The following is a 15428-nucleotide window of genomic DNA, read 5'->3' as shown; positions in this document are numbered from 1 at the left end:
AATGCGGACCCTTTTGCGAATCGGATTTGCCCTTGCCATCGCGGCCTCCTGCCCGTCGCTGCTCGCAACGCGTGTTTCCGCCCAAAACACGGGCGCGCTGCCGCGATTTGAGCCCGCGCCATGCCCGCCGTTGGCGCCGCAGTTGTGGAATGCGCGCTGCGGCTATCTCGTCGTGCCGGAAGATCGCAACCGTCCGCTCGACCGGGCCATTCGCAATTTCGTTGCCATCATTCCTGCAAGATCAGCCGACAAGGCAAGCGATCCGATCGTGTATCTGGGGACTGGTCCCGGTGGCATCGCAAGCAGTGAAGCCGCCAGTCTGGTCGATGCCGGTATCAACGACAGTCGCGATCTGATCGTGATGAACCAGCGTGGGCAATACCTGTCCGAGCCCGCCTTGACCTGCATGTCCATCGACGCATTTACCCGGGAGCTTGTCGGACTTCGCTTTTATTCCAAGGCGACCAAGCGCGCGCATTTGGCCGCCACGGCCGAGTGTCGCCGGGATCTGCTGGCGAAGACGACCAACTTGGGCGCCTACAACTCCAGCGAGAGCGCTTCGGATTTTGCCGATCTGCGCATCGCGCTGGGCATTGCCGAGTGGAACGTCCTGGGTGTGTCCTACGGTACCGATCTTTCACAGGCGTATGTGCGCGACCACCCTGAGGGCGTCCGCAGCATGGTTCTTGACTCGGTCGTGCCCGTCTCCACGATTCTTCCCGACTACTGGTGGAGCACGCGCGCCGGCTTCGACAACCTGTTTGCGGCTTGCGCCGCAGAACCCGCCTGCAACGCGGCCTGGCCCCACCTCGAACCCATCTTCAGCAAACTCGTGAACCGGCTTGAGGCCGATCCGCGGATCACGACGGTGCACGATCCGGCAACCGGCGAGGATGTCAAAGTGGTTCTCGATGGCGGTGCGCTGGTCGACTGGTTGCGCGATCAAAGCCGGGCCAACAACCCGGGGCTCGCGACTGCGCCCGACCTGATCCACAAGCTGGCGCGCGGCCGCCCCGAGGCGCTGCAAGCCATTGCCAGGTACCGAGTCGGGTTGGCGCCGCCGCCGGTGGCGGGTGCTCCCGCAGCTAGTTACGGTCTCGGATACGGAGTGGTCTGCCGCGAGCAATACCCATTCCCGCGGCGCGAACTCAGCGCAGCAGGCAAGCAGGCTTTCCCCTTTTATCCAACATCGATCACCGAGCAGGCGGTGAGTACCTGGGCCTACAATAACGATGATTGCCGGCGAATCTGGCGAGTTCCTGCCGCCGCAGATGCCCACCGGCCACTGACGACGAATCTGCCCGTGCTGCTTGTCTCGGGCAGCTTCGATGCGGTGACCGACCTGGACTTTGCGAAGAAAGTGGCGGCCACGCTTGCGAAAGGAACGATCATCAGCATTCCCGGGATCGGGCATTTCGTGATTGCCAATTCGCAATGCGCGCAGACAGTGGTCAGGTCCTTCTTCGACAACCCAGACGCACCCGATACGGGTTGCGTGGGATCACTCAAACCGCCGCCTTTCATACCGTTTTCTTCGGCAGAGGAGAGCAGTGGGGAGACCCTTCCGATCATCGATTAAGGTGTATGCTCGATCGGTAGGAGTGAGGGTGTCCCGAAGCGCATGGATAGCGTTTGGGTCTTCGCGCATCGTGATTTCTTGGCGACAGTTTTGTGCGTTGTTACCCATTCCGAGTGGCTATAGCCTGATCAGGGTATATCTCGCAGATTGGGGACGTGCGTATGCTTCAAACGACAACGCCGAACACATAAGGGACGACTTCAACCGCAACACAGGGGAGACCGCGCGTGAAGATCCGATCCATCCTTGCTCTAGGCACCGCTTTGCTGGCGGCCACCTTCGTGATCGTCGCAAGCGCCCAGAACCAGAACGATCGTGCACCGTTCTGGCCCGCGATCACGACCAAACAGCCCGTCAACGAGTGGTACTCGGATGTGCCGTGGCACCAGAAGCTCGGCACGTTCGCCGGCAACCAGATCGACGAGCCGCTGATCATGCCGTACGAGGCGTTGCCGCAGAACGACAAGGATTTCTGCGCCAAAAAGAAACTGTCCAATCCAGACTGGTCCAATGCAGACTGCATGCTCGAGACCGGCGTCACCAACATCCTCGGCATGCAACGCATCGACACGGTGTACGCGACGCCCGTCAAGACGCCCGACACGGCGCCGAAGGAGGTGCCCCCGATCAACAACCCTGCCGAGTGCCAGGACACGTCGATGCCGTGCATCGAGGTCCTGCTCAAGGTCGGCAATTACTACACCACGGTCGACGACAACGGGGTCAAGCTGGCGCCGCGCGTCTACGGCAACGATCAAGGCAACGCCGGCGTTTACGACAAGTACACGATCACCGACGGCAGCACCTACGCGCCGCAGCTCCCCTGGTTCATGTCGCACTACTGCGACGGGATGTTCGAGAAGAATTACGACGGCAACGGGAATTACTTATACGTCGACATGCAGGATCCCGTTTGCTACGCCGATTACCTCTCGCCGTTCAACAACGGATTCAATGCCTGGGGCGCCGGCGGCGCGCTAGGCTGGCCGCGCGCGGTCCCTTGGTCGGTATGGCCGCAGTCTCCCAATAACCACTGCCTCGAAGGCATCACGGTCTGCAACATTGTCCTGGCGGCCTTCGATCTCGCGCCGGTCCCCGCGACGTTACCTTCCGATGACATGACGTTTTCGAAATACAACGATTTCCTGCTCCGGTGGTTCAACAATGCGCTCACGAACTTCAAGACTGACCAGGGCACGGCGGAGAACCAGCGACACTTCCCGTGGAGCGGCAATTCGATGGAATGGGGGGATTTCCAGCTGCAGTCCGCGCAGAACCCCTTCCTCGGCACCTTCGCCATAACGGACGAGCTGTCTCGGCCGCAGAATTTCTCGACCTGCGACACGACGTTGACGGGGCCCAACGGGCCGAACTGCACGACCAGCGGCATCTACCGAGCGAAGCAAACGCTCTATCCGCGCCAATGTACGCTGGACCACCTGGCGAAGGGCGACGCGACGAGTCTGCGCAAGTGCGGGCTCAACTACGAGCTGCACCACAACGGCTGGATCCAGCAATGGCCCGCCACCTGGAACACGCAACTGCTGACGGCTGCGAATATCATCCCGGCGAACCAGTACGGCCGCACGTCGTTCCTGTTTGCCGGCGTGCCGGGACTTCAGCTTCCGGTCTCGTTCTACCGGAGTTCCGCCAACAAGCGTTATTCCATCTACGAGCAGGTCTACAACACGAGCGTCTTCAGCCTGTACATACCGATCGCGAACGAGGCCGACATCAAGCGTGCGTTCGTCCCCCGGCAGTACAGCGGCAGGGAGTTCTACCACACGCTGCTGATGACCAATCACATGGAAGCGGAGCCCCAGGTGTTCGCCGAAGGGATCCGTGGCAGGACCCTCTGGCACAACGAGTACCGGATGCAGGGCATGTATAACGAGGTCGTCAGGGAAGGGGCGACGGACGCGGCGAAGAAGAGTTTTCCGACGATGATTTTCAACGCCGCCTTCGACGGGGCCGCAGCCAAGGTCCCGTTCCACGGCAATACCTGCGACAGCTGCCACGTGCGCAACGGCAGCGGCATCCCGATCAACCCGCAACTCACGCTGGACGCGAAGCTGCAGGAGTTCATGACGGGAGCGGTATACAACCCCAAAAGCAAGGCGACCGGGACCGTCTACACTGGCGAGGACTACACCTTCACCGGGAGCATTCACCCGATGAAGCTCGTCTTCTTCGACCTGCTGCGCAGCACCGCCCGCGACGACGGTTCCGTGTTTTCCGAACCGAAGGCCTTCACCCCGCTCACGCTGTTGTCGCCGCCGCGCACGTCGACCGACCTGTACTACAGCAACGCGATCATGAACTTCTACGGCGACAGCTTCCACGTCACGCAGGGGAACAGTTACCAGTGGTCGTATGTGCCTGCGAGCGATGACAGTCTGGTCGTAGCGACGCAACGCAAGAACGCCGAACTCAACAAGATCTACACCCCCTGGCAGGTCAAGGTGGGTTCGTTCACCGTCGGCGGCAACTGCCAGATCGTGTTGCTCGCACCGATCGGCAAGCCCTGGCCCCTGACCTGCAACGACGTCAGCGGCGAGGCGATCGAAAATGCGATCAACGCGCAGGCGGTCGGCTACATGCTGCTGAACGGCAAGCGGCTCGGCAACTCGAGCGCGATCGAGGCGATGCCCAACGATGCGATCATCGGCTTCCGCGCCAGCCAGCAAGCGCTGCTCGGCAAGGACATCGCGGGCCAGCTCATCTGGACCGTCGGCTCGCGTGACGGCGTCGGCGGCAAGGTGAAGCCGAACTGCATCACGAAGAGCATGCAGGACTGCTACATCGGCCGCTTCGGCTGGCTGGGCGATCGCGCCTCGCTCGAAGACCAGGTGGCCAACGCCGCCTTCGTCGAGATGAACATGACCTCGAGCGAGGGTTACAAGAAGCTCTACCCGAACGGCAAGTCGGCGTCGCCGATCCGCTACCTCGCGCCGAACTGCGGGCCGGCCGACAAGACGTGCGTCGACCAGCAGGCCGGCAACAGAAACTTGAGTGAGAAAGATATCGAGCGCATGGCCGATTACGCACGCTGGATAGGCAATCCCACCCGTTCCGAGTTCCAGGTGCAGCTGCCCGAAGTGATCGCCGGCGAGACCGTGTTCCGCAACCTGAAGTGCGATACGTGCCATGTCATCGACCGGATCGATTTCAATCCCGACGACACGATGCTCAGCCAAGCGTACCGCGACCGCCTCAAGAATCGTTACGATCCGAAGGCGGGCGGCAACAAGCCTTTCCTGTCGTATCTCGGCACCGACCTGTTGATGCACGACATGGGCTACCTGTCGCAGGTCGCCGTCGTGCCGGCGGGCAAGAAGATCCGCGATGCGGCCACCGGCGTGGTGTTGGCCGAGTATCAGAACTACGTGCAGAAGATCCGCACGCCGGCGCTGAAAGGCATGCGCTTCAACCGCTTCGTCACCGATTCCCAAGGCAACACGAAGAACCCCGGCGACCCCGCGTGCGATTTCCTGATGCACGACGGACGCGCGTGCGACGCCGTCGAGGCGGCCTTCATGCACGACGGACCCGCGGTCAAGAAGCTGGGAACCATCGACGCGCTGAACGCGCTGTCGGCGAGCGACGTGCAGAACCTGCGCGCGTTCCTCTACTCGCTGTGAAGCGCAACGGAGACCACCCCATGAAGAGGAGACACGCCGTTCTTCGGTGCGCCACTGCCATAGCTCTGGGGGGCTGCGCGGCGGGCGTCGCGCTCGCGCAAACCGCGCCGATGCCGGCCGAGAGCGACAGCCGCTGGTCGCTGAGCACAGAGGCGCTCTTCGCGTCGCTGAAGGCGAGCCCGACGCCGGTACCGATCGTCACCGACAACTACCTCGATGCGCCCGGCGTCAATGTGCTGCTGGGCGGCGGCACGGTCGACACCAACGTCAACGCTGGCTTGCGCGTCACGGCGACCTATCGCCTCGACAACCGCATGGGCGTCGAGCTCGGCGGCTTCTACCTCCCGAGCCGCACGACGTCGTCCAGCGTGAGCTCGACGGGCCAACCCGGCTCGATCGACCTGCTGCTTCCGTTCTACGATGTGACGACCCAACAGGAAAACGTCACCGAGCTGTCGTACTGGCCCGACTACCGCGGCAGCGCGCGGGCGACATTCTCGAATTCGCTCGGCGGCGGCGAGGTCAACGTCACGTGGTCGCTGCCGCCGCAAGATGGCTGGCGCCTCGATCTTTTGGGCGGCTTCCGCTTCCTGCAACTGCGCGAGTCGTACACGATCACCACCAGCAGCCCGTACAACCCGCCGAATCCGGCAGACATCTGGAACACCACCGACGCGTTCGCCGCCCGCAACCGCTTCTACGGTCTGCAAGTGGGTGCGCGCGCCGCGTTCGAGCGCGGGCCGTGGGTAGGGAGCCTCGCCGCCAAGGTCGCGTTCGGCACGATGCAGCAACGAGTGTCGGTCAACGGCTTCCTCGTGACCAACGACTACACGAACTACGGGGCAACGCAGATTTTCCCGGGCGGTTATTTCGCGTTTCCGTCGAACAGCGGCAACCACACGCAGAGCGTGTTCGCCACCGTGCCGGAAATAACGCTCAACGTGGGCTACCGGCTGACGCCCGAGGCGACCGTGTTCGTCGGCTATTCGTTCATGTCGGCAAGCAACGTCGTGCGGCCCGGCGAGCAGATCAATCGCAACATCGATCCGACACAGACCGTGTCCTACGGCAACGACTCGCCGGTACAGTCGGTGGGGGCTGCGCAGCCGGCGTTCAGCCTCGCTACGACCGATTTCTGGGCGAGAACGCTGACCGTGGGCTTCGCGTACCGGTTCTAACTGGGGTGGGGTCCTATAAGTCCGACGCCTGCCTGCGGAAGTTTCGCAACGAAATGCATCGTCGTGCAGAACACAAAGGGACGACGTCAATCGATAGGAGGCTAAGTCCCGAGATAACGCGCTGGCCTTCCGCCTGGTGGAGCACGACCAGAACGGCAAGATCAGCTATTTCTGCAACAACGACCCATTGTTTTTACCACGCCTGCCGTAAATCAAACTTGCAGGCGTGGCAACCGCAAGTTAAAGCCGATTTTTTGGGAGCCTCAATTCAAAAATGCGAGTCGCGATCGCGGGGGAGGGGACTTGAAGGCAGCGCGGTATCAGAGTCTTGTGATCTTGTTGTCGACAAGCACTACCGCGTTCGCTCAGTCCACGCCGAATCTGCCGCCATTTCCGCCGAATTCGCCGGCAGAGTGGGTGTGCGCGGAGTCGCCTCCGCCGCCATCGCCGCAGGCGATTACGGCTTGGTGCACGGCGAATCCGGATCGCGGCAAGCACGCACTGTTCGACTCGCAGCCCGCCGAGATGTCGAGCTTGGAGGCGAAGAATCGTTTTGACTTTAGCCTGCGCACCTTCCTGCGCGAGCGGACGTATCGCAGTCTGGGCTGGGTCGCCGATCATGATTGGCGCTTGACTGGTCCATACACTGGCGACTTCCCAAACGGCAAGAGTTATGGCGTGCACCCGGCGGTACGAGTCTGGTATTCGCCCGAGGTGGTCGACTGGTTATGCGACGGGCGCAACGGCGCGCTCGCAGACGGCGCGATGATCGTCAAAGAAATGCGCTCTATCGATCCGCAAGCTTTGCATATCGATCAGAACGCGCAGTGCCTGGTAATCCGCCAGCCTGCGGTCGCGATCGAGCCTAGTTCATGGACGGTGATGTACAAGCAGAACGGCGCCACGCACGATGGCTGGTACTGGGCCAATCCGACCGCCAGCGGCGAGGGCAATCCGCCTATCCTCACTTCGAGCGCAGTAACCGATCCTGCTTTTTTCGGCCCCGATCCGAATCGACCGGCGAACGATCCATGCTGGTATCCCACGGGCGACCTGTTCACCAACACGGCCTGCGAACAACCAGGCAAGCCGTCGGGCCAAAAACTGGCTGACGTGGTCACTCCCTACAGCCTGTTCGGCGCGTACTGCATGAACTGTCATGCCTCGGCCGAGAAAGAGATGACCTTCGCCTCGCTCGACAATGTGCTGACGTCCGGATTGCTCTATAAACATTTCAGCGCGCCGGTGACGCCCGTTAGCACAATCGGTCAGCTTGGCATGCTGAGTCTGCGCGGTCGTGGCTTTGACGATCGCGCCGGCGCCGAGCATATCGACGCTCACAATACGCGCGCGGGCGAGACCATGCTGCGCGATGCGCAGCGCCAGGCCTGGGCCTTCAGCCAGCCATTGCCGCACCCGGCACCTCGATTCGCCGCTTCGTTCGGCGCGCTCGGGCCGGATGATTTCGCCGCCGCCTGGCGTTTCCACCTGCCGGCAGAGAGCTTCGACCACCGCAGCGCAGGCGCGCTCAAGCCCGGGCTTTTCCTGACATCCGATCAATGCCAGGGTTGCCATGATGCAACGGTGTCCAACGATGCCGCGCCGAACATGCTGATCGACGATCCTGAGACCGGCAACTCCGTCAACGTATCCATGTACGGCGAATGGCGCGCTTCGCCGATGGGACTGGCGGGGCGCGATCCAGTATTTTTCTCGCAGTTGCAGAGTGAGACCAACCGTCTGCCCAAGCTCACCGAATGCGTCGAAAACACTTGCCTGCATTGTCACGGCGCAATGGGCCAGCGCCAGCTCGCGATCGATACGCAGAAAGCCGACGCACGCTGCAAGGATCTATTCGCCGTGGCGCCGCCGCCAGAGGTACCTTTCGGCGATCCGTTCCGGCTCGGGATGGTCACGCGCTACCAGGCCTCCGATGATCCTCACGGCTACGGCAACCTCGCTCGCGATGGCATTTCCTGCACCGTCTGCCATCGCATCGACAAGACCGCACTCGGGAAGGAGTCCGGTTTTACCGGCAACTGGGTCGCCGGTCCGGACGACAAGCTGTTCGGCCCGTTTGACGACGTGATCGTTGATCCGATGAAACACGCGCTCGGCGTCACGCCCGAACATGGCGAGCAGATCAAGAGTTCGGATCTGTGCGGCAGCTGCCACAACATCCTTTTGCCGGTGCTGGACAACGACGGCCGGCCGCATTCGGTGCATGTGCCGGGAGGCGGCTCCGTTACGAGTACCTACGAACAGACCACGCATCTGGAATGGACCAACAGCGTGTTCGCGCGCGGCGCGACGTTCCAGTCCTGCCAAGACTGCCATATGCCCGGCCACTACAAATCGATGAGCCTGGCCGGCACGAAGATCGCCAATATCGAGTCGGAAGATTTCGCGCCGACCACGCACCGCTTGCCCGATGAAGCGATTACCTTGAAAGCGCGCGAGGATTACGCGCGCCATTCGCTGCATGGCCTCAACGTGTTCCTCAACGAGATGTTCCAGCAATTCCCGCTGCTGCTCGGCGTGCGCCAGATCGACTACATGGGCGCCACCACGACGCAGCCGGCCCTGATTACCGCAGCAGAGTCGATGCTGCGCATGGCGCGACATGAATCTGCGGACATCGCCATCAAGGATGTTCATCGAACCGACGACCGGTTCACGGCCACCGTGCATGTGACCAACAAGACCGGCCATTTCCTGCCCTCTGGCGTGGGTTTTCGCCGCCTGTTCATCGAGTTCATCGCCGAAGATTCCAGAGGCCGGCCGATCTGGGCGTCGGGCCGTACCGACGCGCTGGGCTTCCTGCTCGATGGGTTGAGCGATCACCGCTTGCCGACAGAAAATGGTGTTGCGCAGCGTGACTACCAGCCGCACTACCAACGCATCACGCACAGCAATCAGGTGCAGATCTACCAAGAGCTGATCAAGGATTCGGAGGGATTTCTGACCACGTCGTTCCTGCGGCGTGTGCAAACGGTCAAGGATAACCGGTTGCGCCCGCGCGGCTTTGATCCGAAGCTGTTCCTGGACAGCCCATCGCCCTACATCCGACTGCTCGGCGAAGTGGAAGGTGAAGCGGCGCATGACCCGCACTACACCGATCCGACGCTAACTGGCAGCGATGAAGTGCGTTACGAAGTCCGTTTGCCACCCGGCGAAATTGCACGTATCGCACGCGTGCGCGCCACGCTCTACAGCCAGAGCATTCCGCCGTTTTATCTGCAGCAGCGGTTCGCGGATGCCAAGGTGGGACCGGGGCAGAGCGACGAGATCCAGCGACTGTATTACTTGACCAGCCATCTCAATGCGGGGCAGGGGACACGGATCGAGAATTGGAAGTTGCCGTTGGTCATGGCTGCCGCGCCGGTACGCTGACCTGCATGGCATACACTTATCTCAACGGAGTACGACTGCAATGGACCTTGCGCCGGAATCCGCAAAAAAAGGAAGGGCGACATGATCCGTTTCAGACGAGATTTCTTGAGGACGGCAGCGGCGACGGCGATCTCCGCCTCGCTTCCTGTGCAAGCGACGGACACGGCCGCGCGATATGTCCCTGTCTCGAAGTACGACATCGCCAAGCTCTTCAACGACCTGCCGGGTGATCTTGGATTCAAGATCTATGCCCCTTCGCAGCGGGGCAGACCCGGGTTCAGTGTTCAGATAAACGCAGACAGGGTGTTGTTCGCCGCCAGTTCGATCAAGACATTTGCGCTTTGCGAGGCGCTGCGGCAGGCGGAGCTCCTACCGGACTCTCTTGGCATCGGCCACGCACTCGAGACAAAGGAACTGCAGCTGGATGCGAATGTTTGGTCGTTGGGCAGCCCCATATTCAATCCACCCAATCTGAGCGGCATCGTCTCCGAGCGAACGGCGCTGGAAGCGATGATCATGCGCAGTGACAACACCGCGACCGACATGATTTTCAACCTGGCCGGTGTGGACAACATCCGCGATCTGATTGAATCGGCCGGGCTAACGCAGACGTCGGTGCCGGACAGCACCCGGGCCTTTGCCGGCTATCTGTTCGGTGCACAGAATTACAAGACGATCACCTGGGACGAGCTGTTGGAACTAGCCAGTGCGGGGCAGGTTGCGAATCCGTTTTTGAACAATGTGCAGACGCTTGCCTCCACGGCAGAGGATTTCGTCACCTACTATTCGCAGGCGTTGCAGGGTCAATTCTTTCAGCGTGGCGAGACCTTGCAGGAGTTCCGGCGGATCCTCACGTTGTGCGACTACATCTATCTCATCCCGCTTCCGCTTGGGGTTAGTGTCTACGCCAAAAGCGGCAATGCGGACGCACCCGGATTTCACGTGCGCGCTTTCGCCGGGGGAATAAACGTAGCTGGTCGCTGGGCGTACTTTGCCTTCATATTGAACTGGTATGCACCGGAGGCGGATGACTCAACTACGGTGCAGAAGTTATTTGCCGCCATCAACGAGTCGCTCACGCGCGTGAGGGAATTCCTGTCCTGAGCTGACAGCAGTCCTGATTCGAGCGAAGCGCCGTGTTTTGACAGCGATCGGGCAGGGGAAGGGTACTTTTCCATGGCCGGCATCCACCGGGCGCGCGAATCCGCGATAATTCTCGGTTCTGGCTCCTAACTCGAGCCCTGCCGCGCCGGCAACGGCGTGGCGCGAAGGATGCTGATCGATGCTGCGCTTGACCGATATCAAACTGCCGCTGGAACATACCGAGCCTGCGCTGCGCCAGGCAGTGCTGGACAAACTGGCGATCGCAGACGCGGAGCTGCTGTCGCTGCAGGTCGCCAAGCGCAGCTATGACGCGCGCAAGCGCGGCGCGATCATGCTCATCTACGCGCTCGATGTGACCCTGCGCGACGAGACCGCAATTCTTGCGCGCTGCAAAGACGATGCGCATGTCGGCGTGGCGCCCGATACCCGCTATCGCATGGTTGCCCAGGCGCCGGCACAACTGCCGTTACGACCGCTGGTGATCGGCTTCGGTCCGTGCGGATTGTTCGCGGCGCTGGTGCTGGCACAGATGGGTTTTCGGCCGATCGTGCTCGAGCGCGGCAGAGCGGTGCGCGAACGCACGCGCGACACCTGGGATCTATGGCGCAAGCGCATTCTGCATCCGGAGTCCAACGTGCAGTTCGGCGAAGGCGGTGCCGGCACGTTCTCGGACGGCAAGCTGTACAGCCAGATTCGCGACCCGCAGCATCACGGGCGCAAAGTATTGGTCGAATTCGCCAAGGCCGGCGCGCCCGAAGAAATTCTCTATGTCGCCAAGCCGCATATCGGCACGTTCCGCTTGGTCAGCATGATCGAGAACATGCGCAAGGAGATCGAGGCGCTCGGCGGCGAAATCCGTTTCGGCCAGCGCGTCGACGATATCCACATCGAGACCGCGGCCGACGGCCAGCGCCAACTGCGCGGCGTGACCCTCGCCGACGGCAGTGAGATCCGCGCCGACCACGTCGTGCTCGCGCTCGGTCACAGCGCGCGCGATACCTTCGACATGCTGTATCGGCGCGGCGTATTCGTCGAGGCGAAACCGTTCTCGATCGGATTTCGTGTCGAGCATCCGCAATCGCTGATCGATCAGGCCCGCTTCGGCCCGCAGGCCGGCCATCCGATCCTCGGCGCCGCGGACTACCGGCTCGTGCATCACTGCAAAGGCAATCATGCCGGCCGCGGTCGCTCGGTCTACAGTTTCTGCATGTGCCCCGGCGGCACCGTGGTGGCGGCCACCTCGGAGCCGGGACGAGTGGTCACCAACGGCATGAGCCAATATTCGCGCAACGAACGCAATGCCAACGCGGCGATCGTGGTCGGCATCGAGCCCGCCGATTTCGCCGCGTTCGACGCCAGCGGCAGCCCGCTCGCCGGGATCGCATTGCAACGCGCTTTGGAAAGCCATGCCTACGCGTTGGGCGGCGAGAACTACAACGCACCCGCGCAATTGGTCGGCGACTTCATCGCCGGGCGCGCTTCCAAAGAGCTTGGCCAGGTGGTGCCCTCATTCCAGCCGGGGGTGAGTTTGGGCAACCTGGACAGCGCCTTGCCCGACTATGCCGTCGCGGCAATTCGCGAGGCGCTGCCGGCATTCGCCAAGCAGCTGCGCGGTTTCGATCAGCACGACGCGGTGCTGACCGGCGTGGAAACACGCACCTCTTCGCCGATTCGCATCAAGCGAGACGACAGCCTGCAAAGCCTCAATACCCGCGGACTCTATCCGGCCGGCGAAGGCGCCGGTTATGCCGGCGGCATACTTTCGGCAGGCGTCGACGGCATCAGAGTGGCCGAGGCGGTGGCGCTGAGCATCAGCGCCGGTCGTACTCGCGCAGGCTCCTGACCCAACCGACTCGCTGTTGCAATCAAACGCCGCTTTCGCCGATCGCTTTCGCCGCCGCAACCGCGCTCGCCCAGGCCCACTGGAAGTTGTAGCCACCCAGCCATCCCGTGACGTCGACTACCTCGCCGATGAAATACAAACCGGCGAGTGCCGTGGCCTCCATCGTTTTCGAGGAGAGTGCGCGTGTGTCGACTCCGCCCCGCGTTACTTCCGCCTTGCGATAGCCTTCACTGCCGTTCGGCTCGATGCGCCAGTCATTGAGGCTCTGGCCGAGCTTGTGCAACACGCTGTCCGGCAGGTCGGGCAGCTTCTTGCCGGCATGCAAGGCTACGACTTGCGCACCGAAATGATCGGCAAGACGCTGCGGCATGTAGTCCGCAAGCACGTTGTGCAAAGCACGTTTGTCCTGCGTTTTGCGTTCGATCAACGCGGCATCCAACGGCTCGGTATGGGCGAGATCGATCGCAATGGTTTTTCCCGGCTGCCAGTAACTCGATATTTGCAGAATCCCTGGACCGGACAAGCCGCGATGGGTGAACAACAAGTCCTCGGTGAACTCGGGCGTATTGCCTCTGCCGCCTTCGCCGCGCGGCAAACGCACGACGACCTGCAGCGCCACGCCGGCCAATTTTGCAAAAGGCGCCCAGACTTCCGGCTCGAAAGTCAGCGGCACCAGAGCCGGGCAGGGCGGTACGACGGGGATGTCGAATTGCCTGGCGATGCGATAGCCCAAATCGCTGGCACCGATTTTCGGGATCGACAGGCCGCCGGTGGCAACGACGAGATCGTTGCAGTGCAAAGGACCGTAGCTGGTATCCAAGGCATAACGTGCCTTGCCGAAGTCGCTGCGTCGCAGATTATGAAGCTTGACCGGGTTGAGAATTTCCACGCCGCCGGTGGCGCATTCGCCATGCAGCATGCGCACGATTTGTTGGGCGGAGCCGTCGCAAAACAACTGCCCCTTGTGCTTCTCGTGCCAACTGATGCCGTGGCTTTCGATCTGCTTGATGAAGTCCTGCGGTGTGTAGCGGGCGAGAGCCGAGCGGCAATAGCCGGGATTTTCCGAAATGAAATTTTCCGGCTTCGCATCGCGATTGGTGAAGTTGCAGCGACCGCCGCCGGAGATACGGATTTTCTCGCCCAGGGTGGCTGCGTGATCGAGCACGGCGACGCGCTTGCCGCTCTGCGCGATCTTCGCCGCGCAAAACATGCCGGCTGCACCGGCGCCGAGAACGATCGCGTCATGGAAGGACTTTTGAACTGTATGAGTCGACGAGATGGTCATTCAGACGAGGATCAGAGTTTCGCGGACAGCGAGCGCGTGCCTTAGCTGCCATAGACGACCGAGATTAGCGGAGCTTATCGTGGGTAGGAAAGGGCAGTTATCGAGTCGTTTGCAGCCACTGGTCAAGTAGGCAGGGCAGCTATCGGTCCTGGGCGGTGAACAAGCCGAACAGGGCGATGAATGCGGAGGTGTCGACGAAGCCTGCGGCGAACGTCAGTGTGCCGGCGGCGAGATTGGATGGAGACTCCGAGGTTTTCAGCCGGTGCCAGGCCAGTGGAACTATATGCTCGCCACTCGCACACAAGATGCCGGTCGACCCGATCAAGGCGACCGCCGACGGAGCGCCGGCGGTCGCACATTGAACGACCCATGGATCACGCCGACCAAGACATCGGCGAAAGCGAGATCAGATGGATCTTCTTTAGAGCTTGCCCTCGATGAAGGCAAGCAAATCGGCGTTGAGCTGATCCGCATGCGTACTTGCCAGACCGTGCGGCGCGCCTGCATAGATCTTGAGCGTCGCGTTCTTGACGATCTTGGCCGAGAGCTTGCCCGAATTATCGATGGGAACGACCTGATCGTCGTCGCCGTGGACGACGAGCGTCGGCACATCGATCTTCTTCAGATCCTCCGTGTAGTCGACTTCCGAAAACTGCTTGATGCAGTCGTACTGGCCCTTGAGGCCGCCCGCCATGCCTTGCAGCCAGAACGAATCGATCAGGCCCTGGGACTTCTTGGCGTCCGCGCGATTGAAGCCGTAGAACGGGCCAGCGGCGAGATCCTTGTGGAACTGTGAGCGGTCGGCGACGAGGCCCGCGCGGATGCCATCGAATACCTCGATCGGCAGGCCGCCCGGATTCACCGCGGTCTTCAGCATTTGCGGCGGCACTGCGCCGACAAGCGCGACTTTGGCCACACGCGAAGTGCCGTGGCGGCCGATGTAGTGCGCTACTTCGCCACCGCCGGTCGAGTGACCGACGAGAACGACGTTCTTCAAGTCGAGCTTCTCGATCAGTTCGGCCAGATCGTCTGCGTAGGTATCCATGTCGTTGCCGTTCCATGGCTGCGCCGAGCGGCCGTGGCCGCGGCGGTCGTGCGCGATGGTGCGGTAGCCACGGCTGGAGAGATAGAGCATCTGCACGTCCCATGCGTCGCCGGAGAGCGGCCAGCCGTGAGAGAAAACGACGGGCTGACCCTTGCCCCAATCCTTGTAGAAGATTTCGGTGCCATCTTTGGTGGTAATCGTGCTCATGAAGATTCCTAGAGGGGAGGGGAATGAAACGCGACGGATTCTTACTTGATATGCGCGCCATGCCGCCGTTCAGTATGACGCGTGTCCGCTTGCTGTGCTTCGGCGTTGCGCACTGCGTTCGCGCAATGATGCCTGCGATTCCACCGCTTGAGC

The 15428-nt window shown here is 61.8% G+C and carries 9 protein-coding genes; 6 read left to right on the top strand and 3 right to left on the bottom strand.

Annotation, left to right across the window (positions count from 1 at the left end):
- Nucleotide 1 precedes the first annotated feature (1 nt).
- From F455_RS20470 to F455_RS0110050, 6 genes are all read left to right on the top strand, one after another.
- Nucleotides 2–1579: an alpha/beta fold hydrolase gene (locus tag F455_RS20470; protein WP_083918902.1), complete on the top strand. Its 1578-nt coding sequence runs from the start codon at nucleotides 2–4 to the stop codon at nucleotides 1577–1579.
- A gap of 227 nt (nucleotides 1580–1806) precedes the next feature.
- Entirely contained in the window at nucleotides 1807–5220 is a 3414-nt protein-coding gene (locus F455_RS0110070) for a cytochrome c family protein (protein ID WP_157578719.1), read from the top strand.
- A gap of 20 nt (nucleotides 5221–5240) precedes the next feature.
- Complete coding sequence (locus tag F455_RS20460; protein WP_083918901.1) at nucleotides 5241–6398, top strand: BBP7 family outer membrane beta-barrel protein; 1158 nt, start codon at nucleotides 5241–5243, stop codon at nucleotides 6396–6398.
- 339 nt (nucleotides 6399–6737) lie between these two features.
- On the top strand, nucleotides 6738–9791 hold the full coding sequence (locus F455_RS0110060) for a hypothetical protein (RefSeq protein ID WP_157578717.1): 3054 nt from the start codon (nucleotides 6738–6740) through the stop codon (nucleotides 9789–9791).
- An 81-nt stretch (nucleotides 9792–9872) separates the two neighbouring features.
- A complete protein-coding gene (locus F455_RS0110055) occupies nucleotides 9873–10895 on the top strand; it encodes a serine hydrolase (protein WP_018973161.1) in 1023 nt (340 codons plus the stop codon).
- 178 nt (nucleotides 10896–11073) lie between these two features.
- Nucleotides 11074–12738, top strand: coding sequence for an NAD(P)/FAD-dependent oxidoreductase (locus tag F455_RS0110050; protein WP_018973160.1), 1665 nt, complete (start codon nucleotides 11074–11076; stop codon nucleotides 12736–12738).
- Nucleotides 12739–12760: 22 nt separating this feature from the next.
- Here the strand turns inward: F455_RS0110050 and F455_RS0110045 are convergent, their stop codons facing one another.
- From F455_RS0110045 to F455_RS0110035, 3 genes are all read right to left on the bottom strand, one after another.
- Nucleotides 12761–14023 carry a BaiN/RdsA family NAD(P)/FAD-dependent oxidoreductase gene (locus tag F455_RS0110045; RefSeq protein ID WP_018973159.1) on the bottom strand — a complete coding sequence of 421 codons (1263 nt, stop codon included), beginning with the start codon at nucleotides 14021–14023 and terminating at the stop codon, nucleotides 12761–12763.
- A gap of 139 nt (nucleotides 14024–14162) precedes the next feature.
- Nucleotides 14163–14348, bottom strand: coding sequence for a hypothetical protein (locus F455_RS0110040; RefSeq protein WP_018973158.1), 186 nt, complete (start codon nucleotides 14346–14348; stop codon nucleotides 14163–14165).
- Between the two features lie 96 nt (nucleotides 14349–14444).
- Nucleotides 14445–15275: an alpha/beta fold hydrolase gene (locus F455_RS0110035; RefSeq protein WP_018973157.1), complete on the bottom strand. Its 831-nt coding sequence runs from the start codon at nucleotides 15273–15275 to the stop codon at nucleotides 14445–14447.
- Nucleotides 15276–15428 lie beyond the last annotated feature (153 nt).

It is taken from the genome of Rudaea cellulosilytica DSM 22992, assembly GCF_000378125.1.
In the GTDB taxonomy this organism is placed as follows: domain Bacteria; phylum Pseudomonadota; class Gammaproteobacteria; order Xanthomonadales; family Rhodanobacteraceae; genus Rudaea; species Rudaea cellulosilytica.
This window is presented reverse-complemented; position numbering and strand designations above follow the sequence as displayed.

Coding starts and splice junctions, on each gene's coding strand:
- F455_RS0110035 (WP_018973157.1), bottom strand. CDS start 15,275: ATGAGCACGATTACCACCAAAGATGGCACCGAAATCTTCTACAAGGAT.
- F455_RS0110045 (WP_018973159.1), bottom strand. CDS start 14,023: ATGACCATCTCGTCGACTCATACAGTTCAAAAGTCCTTCCATGACGCG.
- F455_RS0110055 (WP_018973161.1), top strand. CDS start 9,873: ATGATCCGTTTCAGACGAGATTTCTTGAGGACGGCAGCGGCGACGGCG.
- F455_RS20470 (WP_083918902.1), top strand. CDS start 2: ATGCGGACCCTTTTGCGAATCGGATTTGCCCTTGCCATCGCGGCCTCC.
- F455_RS0110050 (WP_018973160.1), top strand. CDS start 11,074: ATGCTGCGCTTGACCGATATCAAACTGCCGCTGGAACATACCGAGCCT.
- F455_RS20460 (WP_083918901.1), top strand. CDS start 5,241: ATGAAGAGGAGACACGCCGTTCTTCGGTGCGCCACTGCCATAGCTCTG.